The 19,572-nt window shown below is 73.1% G+C and carries 15 protein-coding genes and 1 tRNA gene; 6 read left to right on the top strand and 10 right to left on the bottom strand.

Annotated features, from left to right (window positions below; translation table 11 throughout):
* Window positions 1-40: 40 nt before the first annotated feature.
* The 4 genes from IG62_RS0122095 to hppD form a co-directional block, all read right to left on the bottom strand.
* The gene (locus IG62_RS0122095) at window positions 41-1,519 is read right to left on the bottom strand and encodes a dihydrolipoyl dehydrogenase family protein (RefSeq protein ID WP_030805843.1); all 1,479 of its coding nucleotides are present in this window, start codon (window positions 1,517-1,519) and stop codon (window positions 41-43) included.
* A 227-nt stretch (window positions 1,520-1,746) separates the two neighbouring features.
* Window positions 1,747-2,037: a ribosomal protein L7/L12 gene (locus IG62_RS0122090; protein ID WP_030805839.1), complete on the bottom strand. Its 291-nt coding sequence runs from the start codon at window positions 2,035-2,037 to the stop codon at window positions 1,747-1,749.
* Between the two features lie 61 nt (window positions 2,038-2,098).
* Window positions 2,099-3,463 carry an FAD-binding oxidoreductase gene (locus tag IG62_RS0122085; RefSeq protein WP_030805836.1) on the bottom strand — a complete coding sequence of 455 codons (1,365 nt, stop codon included), beginning with the start codon at window positions 3,461-3,463 and terminating at the stop codon, window positions 2,099-2,101.
* 56 nt (window positions 3,464-3,519) lie between these two features.
* Window positions 3,520-4,677, bottom strand: a complete 1,158-nt coding sequence (hppD, locus tag IG62_RS0122080; RefSeq protein WP_030805833.1) for a 4-hydroxyphenylpyruvate dioxygenase — start codon at window positions 4,675-4,677, stop codon at window positions 3,520-3,522.
* A gap of 129 nt (window positions 4,678-4,806) precedes the next feature.
* On the opposite strand from hppD, the gene IG62_RS0122075 reads away from it, so the two are divergent.
* The 5 genes from IG62_RS0122075 to IG62_RS0122055 all read left to right on the top strand — a co-directional run bounded on the left by IG62_RS0122075 (window position 4,807) and on the right by IG62_RS0122055 (window position 9,237).
* Window positions 4,807-5,274, top strand: a complete 468-nt coding sequence (locus IG62_RS0122075; protein WP_030414526.1) for an Lrp/AsnC family transcriptional regulator — start codon at window positions 4,807-4,809, stop codon at window positions 5,272-5,274.
* Between the two features lie 19 nt (window positions 5,275-5,293).
* The gene (locus IG62_RS0122070; protein ID WP_030414527.1) at window positions 5,294-5,941 is read left to right on the top strand and encodes an ABC transporter permease; all 648 of its coding nucleotides are present in this window, start codon (window positions 5,294-5,296) and stop codon (window positions 5,939-5,941) included.
* Window positions 5,934-7,217 carry a betaine/proline/choline family ABC transporter ATP-binding protein gene (locus tag IG62_RS0122065; protein ID WP_030805830.1) on the top strand — a complete coding sequence of 428 codons (1,284 nt, stop codon included), beginning with the start codon at window positions 5,934-5,936 and terminating at the stop codon, window positions 7,215-7,217. Before IG62_RS0122070 ends, IG62_RS0122065 begins: the two co-directional genes overlap by 8 nt.
* 161 nt (window positions 7,218-7,378) lie before the next feature.
* Entirely contained in the window at window positions 7,379-8,176 is a 798-nt protein-coding gene (locus IG62_RS0122060) for an ABC transporter permease (RefSeq protein ID WP_051798418.1), read from the top strand.
* Window positions 8,173-9,237 carry a glycine betaine ABC transporter substrate-binding protein gene (locus tag IG62_RS0122055; protein WP_078872152.1) on the top strand — a complete coding sequence of 355 codons (1,065 nt, stop codon included), beginning with the start codon at window positions 8,173-8,175 and terminating at the stop codon, window positions 9,235-9,237. The genes IG62_RS0122060 and IG62_RS0122055 overlap by 4 nt, the downstream gene beginning before the upstream one ends.
* Window positions 9,238-9,596: 359 nt before the next feature.
* Here IG62_RS0122055 and IG62_RS0122050 read toward each other — a convergent pair whose 3' ends face one another.
* From IG62_RS0122050 to IG62_RS0122040, 3 genes are all read right to left on the bottom strand, one after another.
* The gene (locus IG62_RS0122050; RefSeq protein WP_030805822.1) at window positions 9,597-10,376 is read right to left on the bottom strand and encodes a S16 family serine protease; all 780 of its coding nucleotides are present in this window, start codon (window positions 10,374-10,376) and stop codon (window positions 9,597-9,599) included.
* A 143-nt stretch (window positions 10,377-10,519) separates the two neighbouring features.
* Window positions 10,520-11,161 (bottom strand): IclR family transcriptional regulator, encoded by a 642-nt coding sequence (locus IG62_RS0122045; RefSeq protein WP_030805819.1) that lies wholly within the window; start codon window positions 11,159-11,161, stop codon window positions 10,520-10,522.
* A 509-nt stretch (window positions 11,162-11,670) separates the two neighbouring features.
* Window positions 11,671-13,467 carry a DEAD/DEAH box helicase gene (locus tag IG62_RS0122040; RefSeq protein WP_030805817.1) on the bottom strand — a complete coding sequence of 599 codons (1,797 nt, stop codon included), beginning with the start codon at window positions 13,465-13,467 and terminating at the stop codon, window positions 11,671-11,673.
* Window positions 13,468-14,150: 683 nt separating this feature from the next.
* Between IG62_RS0122040 and IG62_RS0122035 the strand changes: the two genes are divergently transcribed.
* Window positions 14,151-14,222, top strand: a tRNA-Cys gene (locus IG62_RS0122035).
* A 58-nt stretch (window positions 14,223-14,280) separates the two neighbouring features.
* Here IG62_RS0122035 and IG62_RS0122030 read toward each other — a convergent pair.
* The 3 genes from IG62_RS0122030 to IG62_RS0122020 are packed head-to-tail and all read right to left on the bottom strand — an operon-like array spanning window position 14,281 to window position 19,540.
* The gene (locus tag IG62_RS0122030; protein WP_030805814.1) at window positions 14,281-16,611 is read right to left on the bottom strand and encodes a xanthine dehydrogenase family protein molybdopterin-binding subunit; all 2,331 of its coding nucleotides are present in this window, start codon (window positions 16,609-16,611) and stop codon (window positions 14,281-14,283) included.
* Window positions 16,608-18,647, bottom strand: a complete 2,040-nt coding sequence (locus IG62_RS49600; protein ID WP_030805810.1) for a (2Fe-2S)-binding protein — start codon at window positions 18,645-18,647, stop codon at window positions 16,608-16,610. Before IG62_RS49600 ends, IG62_RS0122030 begins: the two co-directional genes overlap by 4 nt.
* Window positions 18,644-19,540 carry an FAD binding domain-containing protein gene (locus tag IG62_RS0122020; RefSeq protein ID WP_030805807.1) on the bottom strand — a complete coding sequence of 299 codons (897 nt, stop codon included), beginning with the start codon at window positions 19,538-19,540 and terminating at the stop codon, window positions 18,644-18,646. Before IG62_RS0122020 ends, IG62_RS49600 begins: the two co-directional genes overlap by 4 nt.
* Window positions 19,541-19,572 lie beyond the last annotated feature (32 nt).

Raw genomic sequence — 19,572 nt, 5'->3', positions numbered from 1 at the left:
TCCCCCGGCGGTCGGCCGGCCGGCCCGGTCGGCCGGTGGGTCAGCCGCGGTAGGTCTCCAGCAGCCGCAGCCACACCTCGCTGATGGTCGGGTAGGCCGGGACCGCGTGCCACAGCCGCTCGATGGGGACCTCGCCGGCCACCGCGACGGTCGCCGAGTGCAGCAGTTCGCCGACGCCCGGGCCGACGAAGGTGGCGCCGAGCAGCACCTCGCGGTCGAGGTCGACGACCATGCGGGCGCGGCCGCGGTAGCCGTCGGCGTACAGGAAGGCTCCGGCGATCGCGCCGAGGTCCTGGTCGACGACCTGGAAGCGGTGTCCGGCGCGTTCGGCCGCGGCGGCGGTCAGGCCGACGGAGGCGGCTTCGGGGTCGCTGAAGACGACCTGGGGGACGGCGCGGGTGTCCGCGGTGGCGGCGTGCGCGCCCCAGGGGTCGGATTCCAGGATGGGGACGCCGCGGGCGCGGGCGGCGATGGCGGCGCCGGCGATCCTGGCCTGGTATTTGCCCTGGTGGGTCAGGAGGGCGCGGTGGTTGACGTCGCCGACGCCGTAGAGCCAGCCGCCGGTCACGCCGGTCACCCGGCAGCTGTCGTCGACGTCGAGCCAGGAGCCGGGCGCCAGGCCGACCGTGTCGAGGCCGATGTCGGCGGTGCGCGGGGCGCGTCCGGTGGCGATGAGCAGTTCGTCGGCGACGATCTCGTCCCGGTGGGCGCCTCCGGGTCCGCCGGGTGCGGGGGGAGCGTCGAGGACGACGGTGACCGGGCCGCCGGGGATCTCCCGGCGGACCTCGCGGACCTCGACGCCGGTGCGCAGGTCGACGCCGGCCTCGGTGAGGGAGGCGGCGACGAGGTGGCCGGCGAAGGGTTCCATGCGGGGCAGCAGGCCGTCGCCGCGGACCAGGAGCGTGACGGAGGCGCCCAGGGCGTGCCAGGCGGTGGCCATCTCGACGCCGACGACGCCGCCGCCGACCACGACGAGGCGGCCGGGCACGGCCTTGGAGCTGGTGGCGGCGCGGCTGGTCCAAGGGCGGGCCTCGGCGAGGCCGGGGACGGGCGGGAGGACCGGGCGGCTGCCGGTGCAGACCGCGACCGCGTGCCGGGCGGTGAGGGTGCGTTCCCCGTCGACGACGACGCGGCGGGGGCCGGCGAGCCGGCCGTGGCCGCGGACGAGGTCGATGCCGGCCGAGTCGAGCCAGCGGACCTGGCCGTCGTCCTTCCAGTGGGCGGCGACGGCGTCCCGGCGGGTGAGGACGGCGGGGGCGTCCAGGGGGCCTTGGGCCGCGTCCTGGACGCCGGGGACGCGGCGGGCCTCGGAGCGGGCGGTGACCGGGCGGAGCAGGGCCTTGCTGGGCATGCAGGCCCAGTAGGAGCATTCGCCGCCGACGAGTTCGCTCTCGACGATGACGGCGCTCAGGCCGGCGGCGTGGGCGCGGTCGGCGAGGTTCTCGCCGGTGGGTCCGGCGCCGAGCACGATGACGTCGTAGGCCTCGTCGGCGGCCGGGGTCGCTGGGGTCGCTGCCATCGGCTCTCGCTCCCTGTGGTGGGCGGGGCGGCCCGGCGGGGGCCGCGGGAAGGGCCGCGGGGCCCGGGGGCCCTTCTGGCCATCCTCTGCCCACGGGGCCGTCCCCGCATCCGCCGCGGTCGTCACGGCGCGCTGTCCCACCGACACCGTGGCCCACCGGCACCGCGTCCGTCCGGCGGGCGGGCACCTCGTACGTCGGCCGGCCGGCCGGTGCGTCCGGCGGGCCGTCAGCGGGCGCGGCGTTCGACCGCTTCCTTGGCCTCGGCGAGTCCGGAGCCGGTCAGCTCACGGTGGAGCTTGATCGCCTGGATCTTCTTGCCCTTCGCCAGCAGTTCGTCGATCTCGGCCAGCCGGGGGTCCTGCGGCTCCTCGATGCCGGCGTGGGCGAGGAGCAGGTCCACCTTGTTCTCCAGCCGGGTGAGCCGCAATTCCAGCGTTTTGGAGCGGCGGTCGGTGGAGGAGGACAGGACGGCGAGGGCGAGGACGACGAGGGCTATGCCGGGAAGCAGGTTTTCCATGGCGGAAACACTACGGCGGGGCGGGCGGCATGGGCACGACAGCGCGGCAACCCGGTGCGGGTCAGAACAGTTTGCCGGGATTGAGAATGCCCCGGGGGTCGAAGACCTGCTTGATGTCGCGGTGCAGTTCGAGTGCCACGGGGCCGAGTTCGCGGGCCAGCCAGTCCTTCTTCAGCAGACCGACGCCGTGTTCGCCGGTGATGGTGCCGCCCAGGCTCAGGCCGAGCGCCATGATCTCGTCGAAGGAGGTGTGGGCGCGCCGCTCCTCGTCGGGGTCGGCCGGGTCGAAGCAGACCAGGGGGTGGGTGTTGCCGTCGCCGGCGTGGGCGCAGACGCCGATGGTGAGGCCGTACTTGTCGGCGATGGCGGTGGTGCCCTCCAGCATGGCGGCGAGCTGGGAGCGGGGGACGCACACGTCGTCGATGAGCATGGCGGGTTTGATGCGTTCCAGGGCGGTGAAGGCGAGCCGGCGGGCCTGCAGGAGCAGTTCGGACTCGGCGGCGTCCTCGGCGGGGACGACCTGGGTGGCGCCGGCGTCCTCGCACAGCGCGCCGACGGCGGCGAGGTCGGGGGCCGGGTCGGGGGTGTCGAAGGCGGCCAGCAGCAGCACCTCGGTGGATTCGGGCAGGCCCATCTGCGCCAGGTCGTTGACGGCGCGGACGCTGGTGCGGTCCATGAGTTCCAGCAGGGACGGGGCGTGGCCGCGGGACATGATCTCGCAGACGGCCTGTCCGGCGGCGCCCACGGACGGGAACTCGGCGACCAGGGCGAGCTGTTGGGGCGGTTCGGGCTTGAGGGCGAGGGTGGCGCGGACGACGACGCCGAGGCTGCCCTCGGAGCCGACGAAGAGCCGGGTGAGGTCGTAGCCGGCCACGCCCTTGGCGGTGCGGCGGCCGGTGGTCAGGAGGCGGCCGTCGGCGAGGACGACGTCGAGGCCGAGGACGTACTCGGCGGTGACGCCGTACTTGACGCAGCACAGGCCGCCGGCGGCGGTGCCGATGTTGCCGCCGATCGTGCACATCTCCCAACTGGAGGGGTCCGGCGGGTAGTAGAGGCCGTGTTCGTTGACCGCGCGGGAGAGGACGGCGTTGATGACGCCGGGTTCGACCACGGCGAGCCGGTCGGCGGGGTTGATCTCCAGGATGCGGTCCATCTTCACCAAGGACAGCACGATGCAGCCGTCGGTGGCGTTGGCGGCGCCGGCCACCCCGGTGCGCGCGCCCTGGGGGACGACGGGGACGCCGAGGGCGGTCGCCGTCCGCATCACGTGCTGGACCTGCTCGACGGTGCGCGGCAGGACGACGACGGCGGGCTTGCCCGCCGCGCAGAAGTTGGCCATGTCGCGGGCGTAGGAGCCGGTGACATCGGGGTCGGTGAGGAGGGCGTCGGCGGGGAGTCCGGCGCGCAGCTGTCCGATGAGGTCCATGCGGTAAGCCTCGCATTCGTGGGCCGTACACGGAAGATCGTGTACGGCCCACGGGGTCAGAGGTTGCCGCGCTTGGCCTGTTCGCGCTCGATGGCCTCGAAGAGGGCCTTGAAGTTGCCCTTGCCGAAGCCGAGGGAGCCGTGCCGTTCGATCATCTCGAAGAAGACGGTCGGGCGGTCCTGGACGGGCTTGGTGAAGATCTGCAGCAGGTAGCCGTCCTCGTCGCGGTCGGCGAGGATCTTCAGCTCGCGCAGTTCCTCGATCGGCACGCGGGTGTCGCCGACCCATTCGCCGAGGGTGTCGTAGTAGGAGTCGGGCACGTCGAGGAATTCGACGCCGGCGGCGCGCATCTGCCGGACGGTGTTGACGATGTCGTTGGTGGCCAGCGCGATGTGCTGGACGCCGGGGCCGCCGTAGAACTCCAGGTACTCGTCGATCTGGGACTTCTTCTTGGCGATGGCCGGTTCGTTGATCGGGAACTTGACCTTCTTGGTGCCGTCGGCGACGACCTTGGACATCAGGGCGGAGTATTCGGTGGCGATGTCGTCGCCGACGAACTCCTTCATGTTGGTGAAGCCCATGACCTGGTTGTAGAAGGCGACCCACTCGTTCATCCGGCCGAGTTCGACGTTGCCGACGCAGTGGTCGATCGCCTGGAAGAACCGTTTCTGCGGAGGCTCGACGACCGGGCCGGCGGCGACGTATCCGGGCAGGTAGGGGCCGTCGTAGCCGGTGCGCTCGACGAGGGTGTGCCGGGTCTCGCCGTAGGTGGCGATGGCCGCGAGGACGACGATGCCGTGGTCGTCCTTGAGCTCGTGGGGCTCTTCGAGTCCCTTGGCGCCGTGCGCGACGGCGTACTCGTAGGCGGCCCGGACGTCGGGGACCTCGATGGCGAGGTCGACGACGCCGTCGCCGTGCGCGGCGACGTGGCCGGCGAGGAAGCGGCCCCGTTCCGTCGTGGGCTTGACGACGGAGGTGAACACGAACCGGGCGCCGCCGGATTCGAGCACGTAACTCGCGGTCTCCCGGTTGCCGTTCTCCGGTCCGGAGTAGGCGACGCGCTTCATGCCGAAGGCGGTGGAGTAGTAGTGCGCGGCCTGCTTGGCGTTCCCTACGGCGAAGACGACCGCGTCCATCCCCTTGACCGGGAAGGGGTCCGCCTGCCGGGCCGAGCCAGGGATGGTGGGCTGGGTGTGCATCGTGGTGTCTGCCATGGCCGCAGAGTCCCTCCGATCCACAAGATGCGCAATAGTTTGTGAAACCGCTGGGCAGTATGTACAGCGCCAGCTCGATGAGGCCGGGCTATCTGTACATGATGACCATAGAAAACGAGGGAGCGGACATTGGCGATCGATCATCTTGACGGGGCGCTGCTGGAGCTGCTCGCCATAGAGCCGCGGATCGGGGTGCTGGAGGCGTCCCGGCGGCTGGGGGTGGCGCGCGGGACGGTGCAGGCCCGGCTCGACCGGCTTCAGTCGAATGGAGTGATCCGCGGCTTCGGGCCGGAGGTGGACCCGGCGGCGCTCGGCTATCCGGTGACCGCGTTCGCGACGCTGGAGATCAAACAGGGCCAAGGAAATGACGTGCGGGCCCACTTGACCACCGTTCCCGAGGTGCTGGAGCTGCATACAACGACGGGACACGGGGACATGCTCTGCAGGCTCGTCGCCCGTTCCAACGCCGATCTGCAGCGGGTGATCGACCTCGTGGTGGGCTTTGATGGGATTGTGCGGGCCTCGACGGCAATCGTGATGGAAAATCCGGTTCCGTTGCGGATCATCCCGCTGGTGAAACAGGCATCGGGAGACTGACCGAGCGAGGAGAGCGACGGTGAGCTTCTGGGAGTACGTCGGCACCCGGCACGCCCAGCTGCTGACGGATGCGTACCAGCACGCCAGCGCGGTGTTCCAGTGCATGGTGATCGCCACCCTGCTGGGGGTGTTCCTCGGCGTGGTGACCTACCGCAGCGAATGGGCGGGCTCTCTCGCCACGACCACCACCGCCACCGTCCTGACCATCCCCTCGCTGGCGCTGATCGGTCTGCTGATCCCGATCGTCGGCCTGGGCGTCGCCCCGACGGTGATCGCGCTGACCCTGTACGGGCTGCTGCCGGTGGTCCGCAACGCCATCGTGGGGCTGCGCGGGGTGGACCCGGCGCTGGTGGACGCGGCCAAGGGCATCGGGATGTCGCGGGCCGCCCGGCTGTTCCGGGTCGAACTCCCGCTGGCCTGGCCGCCGATCCTCACCGGCATCCGGGTCGCCACGCAGATGCTGATGGGCATCGCCGCGATCGCCGCGTTCGCCTCCGGGCCGGGCCTGGGCAACGAGATCTTCCGCGGGATCGCGTCGCTGGGCAGCGCCAACTCGCTCAACCAGGTACTGGCCGGCACGGTCGGCATCGCCGTGCTGGCGCTCCTTTTCGACGCCGCGTACGTCCTGATCGGACGCCTGACCATCTCCAGGGGGATCCGTGCCTGAGACGACCGACCAGCCGGCGGCGAACGGCCGGCCGGCGACACCCGCCGCCTCCGGCGCCGGCATCCGGCTGGAGAACCTCACCAAGACCTACCCGGGCAGCCCGGCCCCGGCGGTGGAGGACGTCTCCATGGAGATCAAGGCCGGCGAGACGGTGATCTTCGTGGGGCCGTCCGGCTGCGGCAAGTCCACCACCCTGAAGATGATCAACCGGCTGATCGAGCCGACCTCGGGCCGGATCCGGATCGGCGACGAGGACGTCACCGACATGGATCCGGTCAAGCTGCGCCGCAAGGTCGGCTACGCCATCCAGGCGTCCGGCCTGTTCCCGCACATGACCGTCGCCCAGAACATCGCCCTGGTCCCGAAGATGATCGGCTGGTCCAAGAGCCGGACGAAGAACCGGGTCGAGGAGATGCTCGACCTGGTCGGGCTGGACCCGGGCGAATTCCACGACCGCTATCCGCGCCAGCTCTCCGGCGGGCAGCAGCAGCGGGTCGGGGTGGCCCGGGCACTGGCCGCCGACCCGCCCGTGCTGCTCATGGACGAACCGTTCGGCGCGGTCGACCCGATCACCCGCGACCACCTCCAGGACGAGCTGATCCGGCTCCAGCACGAGCTGCACAAGACCATCTGCTTCGTCACCCACGACTTCGACGAGGCCATCAAGCTCGGCGACCGCATCGCGGTGCTCCGGGAGCGTTCGCACATCGCGCAGTTCGACACCCCCGAGGCGATCCTCACCAACCCGGCGGACGACTTCGTGTCCGGGTTCGTGGGCGCCGGGGCGGCGTTGAAACGCCTCAACCTCACCCGCGTACGGGACGTGGGCGTGGTGGACTTCCCCACCGCCGGGATCGCCGAGCCACTGGAGTCGATCTTCGACCGGCTGCGGTCCGGGGCGCACAACGAACTGCTGCTGCTGGACCGCAACCGCCGCCCGTACAAATGGCTGCGCCGCAGCGACCTCGCGCGGGCCAGGGAGACCCTGGCGCGGGCCGGCACCCTGGTCACCGACACCGTCACCCGGGACGCGACGCTGCGGGACGCCCTGGAGGCGGTGCTCACCGACAACGCGGGCCGGGTCGCGGTCACCGGGCGGCGCGGCGAGTACATCGGCGTGGTCGACATGGAGACGCTGATGAACAACGTCCACGAACTGCTGGAGGCCGACCGCCTGGAGGCCGTCGAGCACCAGCACGAGCTCCAGGAGCAGCGTGCCCGCCTCACCCAGCGGGAGCAGGAAGGCCTGGACGAGGGCGGGGGGAGCAGGGCATGAGCACCCCCGGCGACCCCGGCAACCCCGGCGACCCCGGCACCCCCGACGTTCCCGGCGGGCCCCGGAGCGACAGCCGGCCGCGGCGCGCGGGCGGCCGCCCGGGGCCCGGCGCGCGCGGGGCGAGCGACCACGAGGCGTTCGCGTTCCGCGACAACGTCGAGATGGAGCAGCGGGAGCTGGCCGCCGGTGAGGCGCCCACCCCCTCCGCGGCCCGCGGCGGCCGGCGGATCAGCTGGCAGAAGTGGACGTTCATGCCGGCGTTCCTGTTCTTCGTGCTGCTGGCCACCTGGCTGTGGTTCCGCGGCGCGCAGCTGGACTCGATCGCCCATCAGGCGGTGGACGACGGCAAGGTGTGGCTGGCGCTGCGCCAGCACATCGTGCTGACCGCGGTGTCCACGTTCTTCGTGCTGGTCATCGCGATCCCGCTGGGCATCGCGCTGACCCGGTCGCGGCTGCGCCGGGCCACCCCGTTCGCGATGGCCCTCGCCAACCTCGGGCAGGCCGTCCCGGCGCTGGGCCTGCTGATCCTGCTGGTCATCTGGCTGGGCATCGGCGCCCGTTCGGCGATCGTCGGCATGGTCATCTATGCCGTGCTGCCGGTGCTGGCCAACACCATCGCCGGGCTGCGCGGCATCGACCCGACGCTGACCGAGGCGGCCCGCGGGATCGGCATGTCCCCCACCGGCGTGCTGGGGAAGGTGGAGCTGCCGCTGGCCGTGCCGCTGATCCTGGCCGGGGTGCGGACCGCGCTGGTGCTGAACGTGGGCACCGCGACCCTGGCCACGTTCGGCGGGGGCGGCGGCCTGGGCGATCTGATCTCGGCGGGCATCGTCACCCAGCGGATGCCGGTGCTGGTGCTCGGCTCGGTGCTGACGGTGGTGCTGGCGCTGCTCGTCGAATGGCTGGCGTCGCTCGCCGAACTGCTGCTGCGGCCGCGCGGCCTGGAGGTGGCCGTATGAGGCGCGCGCCCCGCTCCCGCGGCCCGGGGCTGTGCTCCGGCGGCCCGGCGCTCCGTTCCGGCGGCCCGGCGCTCCGCGCCCGACGGCCGGGGCGGTGCCGGGCCGTGGCCGCCGCGCTGCTGGCCGGGCTGCTCGCCGGCGGCTGCGGCCTGATCAGCGGCAGCGCGATGACCGACACCGTCCGGCCGGGCCCGAAGGCCGGCTACCCGGGCCGTCCGCTGACCGGGGCGCAGCTGACGGTGACGTCGAAGGAGTTCACCGAGCAGATCGTGCTCGGCCAGATCATGGGCCTGGTCTTCGAGGCCGCCGGCGCCCATGTCATCGACAAGACCAGCATCCAGGGGTCCATCGGCGCGCGGGAGGCCGTGAAGTCCGGCACCGCGGACGCCGCGTACGAATACACCGGCACCGGCTGGATCACCTACCTCGGCCACACCAAACCGGTCATCGACCCGCAGGAGCAGTGGCGGGTGGTCCGCGCCGAGGACCGGAAGAACGGCCTGGTCTGGCTGCCGCCGTCGAAGCTGAACAACACCTACGCGCTGGCGCTCAACCCCGCCAACCAGAAGAAGCTGGGCGTCCACACCCTCTCGGACGTCGCCGCGCTGTCCCACAAGGACCCCGGCGCGGTGACCCTGTGCGTGGAGAACGAGTTCGCGACCCGCAACGACGGCCTGCCGGGCATGGCCCGCGCCTACGGCATGCAGGTGCCGTCCGGCAACGTCCGCAAGATGACCGGCGGGGTCGTCTACACCGAGACGAAGAAGGGCACCTGCGCGCTGGGCGAGGTCTTCACCACCGACGGCCGGATCAAGGCGATGAACCTGCAGGTGCTCGCCGACGACAAGCACTTCTTCCCGAACTACAACGCCGCGCCGGAGATCAACGCGGCGTCGCTGAAGAAGTACCCGGCGATGGCCGAGGTCCTCGCCCCGGTCACCCGGGCGCTGAACAACACCGTCGCCCAGGAACTGAACCGAAAGGTGGACGTCGACGGCGAGGACCCCCACCAGGTGGCGAAGGACTGGCTGCTGAGGGAGGGGTTCATCAGGGAGGGCTAGAACGAGCCCGCACACCGGGCACGGAGGCCCCACCCGGTTCCCGGTTTCCTGGGCCGAGCCGGACCCCGACCGTGGGCCGAGCCGGACCCGACCGTGGGCCGAGCCGGGGACACCCCTCCCCCACCTGTGCCGGTCCTGGCCCGAGCCGCGGGAATTCCCCTCCCCGGCGGGAATACCCCTCCCGCCCTTCCCGTTGTGGCCCCGAGGGGGCGCTCCGGACCCCTACGGGATGTGTTCGACTGCCCCTAAGGGACCCACCCCGCGGTCTGCGGCCCCGGTTTCGGGGCCCGGGTTTCAGCCCCCAGGTTCCCCAGGTTTCAGCCTCCCGGTTCGAGGCCCAGGTTTCCGGGCCCAGGTCCTCAGCAGCTGGGGACCCGGCCGCCGTTCCGGAGGGCCTTGAGTGCCTTGACCGCGCCGTCGAGGGTGGTGACGGAGACCAGCCGCATGCCGCGGGGCAGCTCCGCGCGGGCGTCCGTGCACTCCTTGCGGGGCACCAGGAAGACCGTGGCCCCGTCGCGGCCCGCGGCCTGCGTCTTCAGTGCCACCCCGCCGACCGCCCCGACCTCGCCGTCCGCGGTGATCGTGCCGGTACCGGCGATGGTCCGGCCGCCGGTCAGGTCGTGGCCCGCGCCGTCGCCGGCCAGCTTGTCGACGATGCCGAGCGCGAACATCAGCCCGGCGCTGGGCCCGCCGACGTCCGCGAGGCTCAGTTTGACCTTGACGTCCTTGGGGGATTTGCCGAGCTGCCCGAGCGCCGCCTCGGTGGCGCTGTCCTGCGACTCCTTCATCTGCCGGGCGTTGTGCTCGGCGATCTCCTCGGTGTTGTTGCCCACCGGGTAGACCGCCTCCTTGGGCATCACCGCCTCGTCGGAGCGGAACCAGCCCTTGAGGATGTCCGCCAGATGGACGGAGGCTTCCGGGCCGGTGGCGACGATCGAGGTCATCCGCAGCTGCCCGCTGGTCTTCCGGGACCCCGCCCCGCTGATCGTGATCACCGGTTTGCCCTTGTCGTCGCCGAGGACGTTCGCCGTCATGCCTGGATACGCCACCGAGAACGGCAGCGGGGCGAGGGCCGCGGTGACGAGGAGGGCGAGGACGAGGGCGGTGCAGACCGCCAGGGCACGGGCGCGGGAAGACACCCCGCCACCCTAATTGACCCCCGCCCCACCAGGCCCGTAAGCCGCTGCGGGCTCACCACACGGCCACCGCCCCTTCACACTCCGGTGCGGACAGCCCGGACCACGCGCCCGGCCCAGGCGGACGGGCGGCTCGGTGGTACGGCTCAGCGCAGTGCCTCGGACACCTCGCGGGCGGCGTCGATCACCCGCGGCCCGATCCGTTCGGAGACGGTGTCGGAGAGCATCACCACGCCCACGCTGCCCTCGATGCCGCTCACCCCGAGCAGCGGCGCCGCCGCACCGCTGGCGCCGGCCTCCAACTCCCCGTGCGTCAGGGCGAGTCCGGCGTCCTGGAGGCGCCCCTGGCGGGCCTTGAGGATCGCCCGCCCGGCGGCCCCGCGGTCCAGCGGATGCCGGAAACCGGCCCGGTAGGCCACGTGGTAGTCGGTCCAGGTCGGCTCCACCACGGCGACGGCCAGCGCTTCGGTGCCGTCGACGAGGGTGAGGTGCGCGGTGGCTCCCACGTCCTCGGCCAGTGACCTGAGTGCGGGCAGCGCGGCCTCCCTGACCAGCGGATGGACCTGCCGGCCCAGGCGCAGGACGCCCAGGCCGACGCGGGCCCGGCCGCCGAGGTCGCGGCGCACCAGGGCGTGCTGCTCCAGGGTGGCCAGCAGTCGGTAGACGACGGTGCGGTTGACGCCGAGCTTGTTGGACAGCTCGGTGACGGTCAGCCCGTGGTCGGTGTCGGCGAGGAGTTTGAGGACGCGCAGTCCTCGGTCGAGCGTCTGGGAGGTCTCTGCGGTCACGACGCCCTCCTGGTGTGAGTGGCGGCGCTCGACGTGGTGCGCTGCGAGTCCCGGAGCAGCGCGCGCAAGAGGCCGCCGGCCGCATGGCACCGGCTGCGCTCCGCGGCGGCGCTGCCACGGGGCGTGTGCGTGACCGGGACAGTAGCGAGCCAGTCCGGTCAGCGGAAGAGTCCGTCCAGAATCCGGGCTTCCGCGCCCGTAATATCCCGTTTGGTCCGCTCGGAAGGGCCTCGCGAGTGCTCTCAGCAGGGCCTCAGCGGGCGTCCGCTGTTTCAGCGAGGGCTACGACACGACCCGTCCGTGACGCGACGGCACGCCACTACGGAGCGCCCGCGGACGACCACGTAAGGCGGCCGGACGCGAAGCGGGGCCGGTACGAAGGGCGGCCGGGTCCCGATACGAAGAGCAGCCGGGTCCCCGGCATCAAGGGCGGCGGCCGGGTCCCGGTACGACGGACGGCCGCACCGGGACCCGGGCCGCGGAGGCTCACCGCGACCCGGCCCCTGGGCTCATCGCATCCGCGTGGCCCACTCCCGTACCTTCTTGATCCGCTCGTTCAGCTGCCCGGCGGTGGCCTCCGCGCTCGGCGGTCCGCCGCACACCCGCCGCAGCTCGGTGTGGATCACCCCGTGCGGTTTGCCGCTCTGGTGGACATACGCCCCCACCAGCGTGTTCAGCTGCTTGCGCAGCTCCAGGAGCTCCTTGTGCGTGACCACCGGCCGCCGCTCGGCCGGGATCTCCAGCAGGTCCGCCTCCGAGTCCGGCTTCTTCCGGCTGTGCGCGATCTGCCGGGCCTGCCGCTTCTGCAGCAGCAACTGCACCTGGTCGGGCTCCAGCAGCCCGGGGATGCCGAGGTAGTCCTGCTCCTCCTCGCTGCCCGCGTGCGCCTGCATGCCGAACTCGGCGCCGTCGTAGAGCACCCGGTCGAAGACCGCCTCCGACTCCAGCGCCTCGAACGAGAACTGCTCCTGCTCCCCGGTGTCCTCGTCCTGCTCCTTGTTCGCCTCCTCCATCTCCTTCTCGGATTCGGCGTACGGGTCCTCCTCGCCGTCCTTCTTGGGCTTGTCGAGCACGTGGTCGCGCTCGACCTCCATCTCGTTGGCGAAGCCGAGCAGCATCGGGACGGTCGGCAGGAACACCGAGGCGGTCTCGCCACGCTTGCGTGACCGTACGAAGCGGCCCACGGCCTGCGCGAAGAACAGCGGCGTGGAGATCGTCGTGGCGTACACCCCCACCGCCAGCCGCGGCACGTCGACGCCCTCCGACACCATCCGCACCGCCACCATCCAGCGGTCCTGCGACTGCGAGAAGTCGTCGATGCGCTGCGAGGCGCCGGAGTCGTCGGACAGCACCAGGGTGGCGCCGTGCCCGGTGATCTCCCGGATCAGCTTGGCGTACGCCCGGGCCTGCTCCTGGTCCGAGGCGATCACCAGCGCGCCGGCGTCCGGGATGGATTTGCGGACCTCGGTCAGCCGCTGGTCGGCGGCGCGCAGCACGTTCGGCATCCAGTCGCCGCGCGGGTCCAGCGCGGTCCGCCACGCCTGCGAGACCGCGTCCTTGGTCATCGGCTCCCCGAGCCGGGCGGCGATCTCGTCGCCCGCTTTGGTGCGCCAGCGCATGTTGCCGCTGTAGGAGAGGAAGATGACCGGCCGCACGACACCGTCGCCGAGCGCGTTGCCGTATCCGTACGTGTAGTCCGCGGACGACCGCCGGATGCCGTCGTTGCCCTCCTCGTACGTCACGAACGGGATCGGGTTGGTGTCGGACCGGAACGGCGTACCGGTCAGCGCGAGCCGCCGGGTGGCCGGCTCGAACGCCTCCAGGCAGGCCTCGCCCCACGACTTCGAATCGCCGGCGTGGTGGATCTCGTCGAGGATCACCAGGGTCTTGCGCTGCTCGATCCGGTTGCGGTGCAGCATGGGGCGGACGCCGACGCCCGCGTAGGTCACCGCGACGCCGTGGTACTCGCGGCCCAGTGGGCCCGCGCTGTACTCCGGGTCGAGCTTGATCCCTATCCGGGCCGCCGCCTCCGCCCACTGCTTCTTGAGGTGCTCGGTCGGTGCGACGACGGTCACCTGCTGCACGACGTGGTGGTGCAGCAGCCACGACGCGAGGGTGAGCGCGAACGTCGTCTTACCGGCCCCCGGCGTCGCGACGGCGAGGAAGTCCCTCGGCTGCGTCTGGATGTACCGGTCCATGGCCGCCTGCTGCCAGGCACGCAGCTTGTTCGCGGTACCCCAGGGGGCCCGCCCCGGGAAGGCCGGGGACAGGTGATGGCTGTTGGTGGCACTGGTGGTGGTAGTCACGGTCTCCGTCGGCTGAACTCGGCTCTCGGCAACCGCGCCAGCGTACCGGGGGGCGCTTTGCGGTTCCTCCCACGTACCTGGCTTTCCCGCCACGGGGCTTGCTCGCGGTTGCGCTTGCGGCGCCGCCCACGTACCTGTCTGTCCCGCCGCGCTTGTTTCCCGCCGTTGCGCCTGGCGGCGGGCGTTTGTTTGTCGGGTGCGGTTCTGGCCCTCCAGACTTCGTCCTCCGGTCCAGCCCCTCCCGTGAGTGGGAGGAATCAGCTGAGTGGGGGCGGGCCTGGTCTCCCCGGGACTGTGACCTTTTCCACACGCAGTCACCTGACCACCGGTGCCCGCCCCCACTGACCTTTTCCCACCCCCTCACGGGAGGGGACGGGCCGGAGGGGCCTTGTTCGTGGACGTGAAGCGACAGCAGTCCACGAACAAGGCCCCGGAGGCCCGTCACCGCACCCCGACACCCACCCAGCCCGCCGCAGGCGCAACGGCGAGCGAGCCCCGTGCGGCGCAGCAGACGGGTACGTGCGGGGCGCCGCAAAGCGCAACGGCGAGCAAGCCCCGCGGCGGGACGGCCAAGTACGTGGGAGGCACCGCAAAGCGGTTTGTTGCAGGCTCGTGGCAGAGCGCCCCGCGCCCTTGCCGGGCCCCCCGCCCCGCGGCCTAGAGTCGGGAGCACAGCGCAACTCGGCCGTGTGCCCGAGTGGTTCAGGGGCTCGCCTGCAAAGCGAGTTACGTGGGTTCGAATCCCGCCACGGCCTCCGAGGGACAGCGAAGCGGCCCGCCACCTTTGTGGCGGGCCGCTTTCGTGTGGGGTGGTTACTGCTGGATCACCTGGGCGACCGCCGCCTGGGGGCGGATCGGGAGGCGGCCGATGGGGCGGCCGGTGGCGGCGCGGACCGCGGAGGCCACGGCGGCCGGGGAGGTGACCACCGGGACGGCGCTGGCGGGCTTGGCGCCGAAGGGGGCGACCACGTCGCGTTCCTCGACGAGTTTGACGATGCGGATGTCGGGGGCGTCGAGCGCGGTCGGCAGGGCGTAGCCGGTCAGGTCGGGGTGGCGGACCTGGCCGCGGGTGGTGCGGAGGTTCTCCATCAGGGCGGCGCCCAGGCCCTGGGTGACGCCCGCCTCGATACGGGCCCGCAGCTGGGCGGGGTTGAGGATCCGGCCGACGTCCTGGGCGACGGTCATCTCGACGACCCTGATGGTGCCCAGTTCGATGTCGACGTCGGCGACGCAGCGGATGGCGCAGAAGGCGAGGCCGACGAAGGCGTCGCCCTGGCCCTCGTCGTCGAGCGGCTCGGTGGGGTGCGGGCGGCACTGGGCGGTGGCCCAGAGTTCCTTGCCGTCCAGGGCCTCGGCGACGGTGGTGCTGAGCACGCCGTCGTACGAGGTGATCTTGCCGTCGCTGATCTGGAGGAGCTCGGTGGACATGCCGAACTTGTGGGCCAGCGGCTGGAGGAGCTGGGTGCGGACCATCTTGGCGGCGCGCTCGACGGCGCCGCCGGAGACCCAGGTGTGCCGGCCGTGGCAGGCCGGTCCGGCCGGGGGCTGGTCGGTGTCGACGCCGGCGACGTGCACCTCGTCGACCCCGAGGGTCTCCTGGACGATCTGCCGGGCCAGGGTGGAGAAGCCCGAACCGGTCTCCACGGCGGCGCAGATGACGGTCGCGACCGAGCCGCTGACCTTGACGGTGGCGGTGGAGACCTCGTCGGTGCCCTCCGCGCCCAGCATGTGCACCATGCCCAGCGCGTAGCCGACGCCGCGGCGCACCGCGCCCGGTTCGCCCGCGCCCTCGGGCCCGCCCGGCAGCAGCCATTCCGCTTCGGGGGCGTCCTTGGGCAGTTCGGGCAGCGGCGCCTCCTTGACGGCGAGCAGGAGCTCGGCCACCGGGGCGGGGCAGGTCACCGTCTGGCCCGTGGGGAGCAGATCGCCGGTGGCCATGACGTTGCGGAGCCGGATCTCGTGCGGATCCAGGCCCAGCGCGGCGGCGAGCTTGTCCATCTGGCCCTCGTAGGCGGCGCAGACCTGCATCGCGCCCTCGCCGCGGACGTGGCCGGACGGCGGGTTGTTGGTGCGCACCGCCCAGCCGTCGACGATCGCGTGCGGGACGACGTACGGGCCGCAGGCGAAGGAGACGGCGGCGGCCAGCGCGTCGGCGGAGGTGTCCGCGTACGCTCCGGCGTCCATCAGGATCTGCGCCTCGACCTTGACCAGCTTGCCGTCGGCGTCCGCGTGGTGGCGGTAGCGCAGCAGCGTGGGGTGGCGGTGGGCGTGCGCGAGGAAGGACTCCTCGCGGGTGGCGGCCAGTTTGACCGGGCAGCCGGTGCGCAGCGCCAGCAGGCCGAGCGGGAGCTGGATGCCGGGGTCCTCGCGGTCGGCGGTGGCGCCGGGGACGCCGGTCACCACGACCTTGACCTGCTCGGGGGTGAGGCCGAAGGAGGCGGCGGCCAGGTCGCGGTCGGTGTGCGGGTCCGTGGAAGCGGTGTAGATCTCCACGCCGCCGTCGGGGCGGGGCACGGCGAGTCCGGCCTCGGCCCCGATGGGCGCCGGGTCCTGGCGGCCGATCCGGTAGAGGCCCTCGACCATCACCTCGCCCATGGCGTCGGCGTCACCGAAGCGGAGCGGGATGTGCCGGATGAGGTTGCCGTCGGGGTGCAGCGGCTCGGCCTCGAAGGCGAGCTGGGGGTCGGTGACCGGCTCCAGGACCTCGTACTCGACGGCGATGGCGGCAGCGGCCAGCCGCGCCGTGTCGGGGTGGTCGGCGGCCACCGCGGCGATCGGCTCGCCGTGGTGGCGGACCTCGTCCTTGGCGAACACCGGGCGGTCGGCGATGCCCCGGCCGTGCCCCGCGTCCCCGGGCACGTCCTCGTGCGTGACGACGACGCGGACGCCGGGCATCTCGGCCGCGTGCTTGGTGTCGACGGACAGGATCCGGGCGCGCGGGTGCGGGGAGCGCAGCACCGCCGCCCACAGCAGGCCCTCGGCCCACAGGTCGGCCGCGTACGGGAAGGTGCCCTCGGTCTTCGCCGGCGCGTCCGCGGACGGCAGGGAGACGCCCAGGCCGTGCAGCGGCGCCTCGGTGGGCATCTCGACGCCCGCGGCGGGGGTCGCGGTGACGGCGCCGGCGCCCTCGGACGTTCCGGTCATGCCGAGCCTCCCGGGTGGGGATCCTGTTCGTGCGGGGCGTGGCCCGTGGGGTCGGCGGGGCCCGCCTGGTGGGGGATGCGTGCGGTGTCCGCCGGGGGCGGCCCGGTCTGGTCGTCCGTCTCGTAGGCGGCCGCGGCGGCCTCCGCACGGGACTTGACGACCTCTTCGACGGCGTCCAGCACGCCCCGGTAACCGGAGCAGCGGCACAGGTTGCCGCACAGCGCCTTACGGGTCTCCAGTTCGCTGGGCGCGTGGTTGCCCTCCAGGAGGTCGTGCACGGTCATCGCCATGCCCGGTACGCAGAAGCCGCACTGCACGGCACCGGACGCGGCGAGGGCGCGCTGCACGTCGGAGGGCACGCCGTTCTCCGCGAGCCCCTCGACCGTGCGGACCTCGCTGCCGGCCGTGGTGGCGGCGGGCACCAGGCAGGAGGCCACCAGCCGTCCGTCCACCTGGACCGAGCAGGCGCCGCACTCCCCCTGGGAGCAGCCGTCCTTGGCCCCGGCCAGGCCGAGCCGTTCGCGCAGCACGTAGAGCAGCGATTCGCCGATCCAGGCGTCGGTGACCGGCCGGTCGATGCCGTTGACGCGCAGCACGTAGGAGGCGGCCGGGTGTTCGTCGTGCGGGGCGGGCTCGTCCGCGGGGTGGGAGGGGGTGGCGGACGGGTCGTCGTCGCCCGGGATGGCCGGGGCGGCGGCCGGGTCCTCGGGGGCGGGCCGGTCGTCGTCGGCGGCGGCGGCGGGGGCCTCGTCCGGGGTCGGGGCCTCGGAGCCCGCGGGGGCCGTTGCCTCGCCGGCGGACCCGTCGGACATGTCCGGCGAAGGCGACGAAGCGGGCGCGGCGGCCGGCTCCGGGGCGGATCCGTCCGTGGCCGCGGCGAACTCCGCGGTGTGGTCCGGCTGTTGGGCGGCGTGGTCCGGCCGCTCCGCGGTGTGCTCCGGCGGCGTCGCGGGTTCGGCGGCCGCGGGGGCCGTCCAGGCGCCGGCGGCGGCCGGGGGTGCGGGCGCGTCCGCCGCGGCCTCGTGGTGGTCCGTCACCGCGTCGTCGTGCGGCGGCCGCTCCGTCTCCGCGGCGGGCGGCCACTGGGCGAGCGCGTCGGCCGGCAGCGACCAGTGGCCGGTCGCGCCGGCGGCCGCGGCGTCCGGTGCGGTGCCCTGGTCGTGGCCCGGCGCCCGGCCGTGGTCCGCGAGGCCGTTGTCGGGCGCGTAACCGCCGTTCAGGGGACCGCTGAAGCGATCGTCCGCCGACGGCGCCGGGGCGGGCCCCTGGGGCTCCTCGGCGGCCTCCGGGGTGTTGCTGGTGGCGCTCAGGCCGGCGGTGAAGTTCCAGTGGCCGGTGCGGGCGGTGTCGGCGGTCTCCGCCGTGGTGGCGGCGCTCTCGTACGCGCCGGAACCCGGGTAGCCGCCGCCCTGGTAGCCGGCGCCGCCGGTGCCCGTGAGGCCCTGGTGTCCCGGGTGGCCCGACGGATGCGGCTGGCCGGCCGGGTGGCCCGTCAGCCGGTCGTCGCCGACCAGGTACTCACCGGACTCCTCCAGTCCGTCGTCCGCCGCCGGGATGCTCCAGGAGGCGGCGGCCTCGGCGCTGCCCGCCACCGGCCACTCCACGGTGTCCGGGCCCCACGGCCGGGCGGCCTCGGGCACGCCGCCCTGGTAGAGCGCGGAGCCGCCCTGGTGGGCGGGGTCGTGCGCGGGCGCGCCGTACCCGGTGGAGGGGTCGGCGTAGCCGGCGGCCCGGTCGGTGAACGGCATGGTCCACTGACCGGTGGCCGAGGGGTCGGTGCCCGCTTCAGGGGCCTGCGGCGGGGCCTGGTGCGTGGTGAAGGACGACGGCGGGGTGTAGCCGTGACCGGGTGCGGCGAGCGGGTCGGCCCCCGGGGTGGGGTAGCCGGGCGTCCGGCCGCCGTAGACCCCGGTGGTGAAGCCCTCCGGGAGCTGCACGAAGGCCGTGGCCTCGGACTCGTACTCGCCGCCCTGCGGCAGCGGCTGCCAGCCCTGGTCGGTGTGCGGCTGCTGCGGATGACGGTGGTCTTCGCTCACGAGAGCGCCCTCCCAAGTGCGCGGCGGGCCAGGGCTGCCACCGTACGGCGCAGGTGAAGCGCGGCCGGCGGCAGGGTCGCCGGTTCGGAACCGTCCTCCGGCGGGGCCGGGTCGGGGATGCAGGCGGCGGCGACGTAGTCCCCGAAGGCCGTCAGCGCCTCGGGTACCAGGCCGCGTTCGCCGTCCCAGTCGATGAGCGAGGCCACCCACTGCTCGGCCTCCAGCGGGCGCAGCGGCATCGCGGCGACCGCGCCGACCGCGCAGCGCACCCCGCGCCGGGCGGGGTCGAGGACCAGCGCCACCGACGCGGTGGCCCGGCCGGGGCCGGTGCGGCCGGTGGCCTTGAGGAAGGCCTGCGGGGCGTGCAGCAGCGGCACCCGTACGAAGCCGACGAGTTCGCCGGGGTGCAGCATCTCGTGACCCGCCAGGAGGTGGCTGACCGGGATCTCACGGCGGGCGCCCCCGGGGCCGGCGATGATCACCGTGGCCTCCAGGGCGGCGAGCACCGGGAGCGTGTCGCCCGTGGGGGCGGAGGTGACGATGTTGCCGCCGAGGGTGCCGGCGTTGCGGATCTGCGGCGGGCCGGCCGCGCGCGCGGCGGCGGCCAGGCCGGGGATGAGGGCGGCGAAGTCGGGGCGTCCCATACGGGCGAGGGTCAGGCCCGCGCCGAGCAGCGCATGGCCGTCCAGGTACTGCCAGCCGCGGATCTCGCTGATCCGGCCGAGGCCCACCAGGGCCGCGGGTCTGAGGAGTCCGGCGTTGACCGCCGCCATGAGGTCGGTGCCGCCCGCGACGGGCACGGCGGCGGGCATGGCGGTGAGTGCCGCCACGGCCTCGTCGAGCGAGGCCGGCAACGTCACCGTGTGCGACGCGTGCGGTGCGTGCGTGGTCAAGCCAGCTGCCCCTTCCCCGGTGGTGTCCCGGC

Source organism: Streptomyces sp. NRRL S-337, from assembly GCF_000720175.1.
Lineage (GTDB): Bacteria > Actinomycetota > Actinomycetes > Streptomycetales > Streptomycetaceae > Streptomyces > Streptomyces siderophoricus.
The sequence above is the reverse complement of the archived record's forward strand: the minus strand, read 5'-3'. Positions and strand labels throughout refer to the sequence as shown.

Coding starts and splice junctions, on each gene's coding strand:
- IG62_RS0122060 (WP_051798418.1), top strand. CDS start 7,379: ATGGAGCAGCGGGAGCTGGCCGCCGGTGAGGCGCCCACCCCCTCCGCG.
- IG62_RS0122055 (WP_078872152.1), top strand. CDS start 8,173: ATGAGGCGCGCGCCCCGCTCCCGCGGCCCGGGGCTGTGCTCCGGCGGC.
- hppD (WP_030805833.1), bottom strand. CDS start 4,677: ATGGCAGACACCACGATGCACACCCAGCCCACCATCCCTGGCTCGGCC.
- IG62_RS0122085 (WP_030805836.1), bottom strand. CDS start 3,463: ATGGACCTCATCGGACAGCTGCGCGCCGGACTCCCCGCCGACGCCCTC.
- IG62_RS0122030 (WP_030805814.1), bottom strand. CDS start 16,611: ATGACCGGAACGTCCGAGGGCGCCGGCGCCGTCACCGCGACCCCCGCC.
- IG62_RS0122095 (WP_030805843.1), bottom strand. CDS start 1,519: ATGGCAGCGACCCCAGCGACCCCGGCCGCCGACGAGGCCTACGACGTC.
- IG62_RS0122090 (WP_030805839.1), bottom strand. CDS start 2,037: ATGGAAAACCTGCTTCCCGGCATAGCCCTCGTCGTCCTCGCCCTCGCC.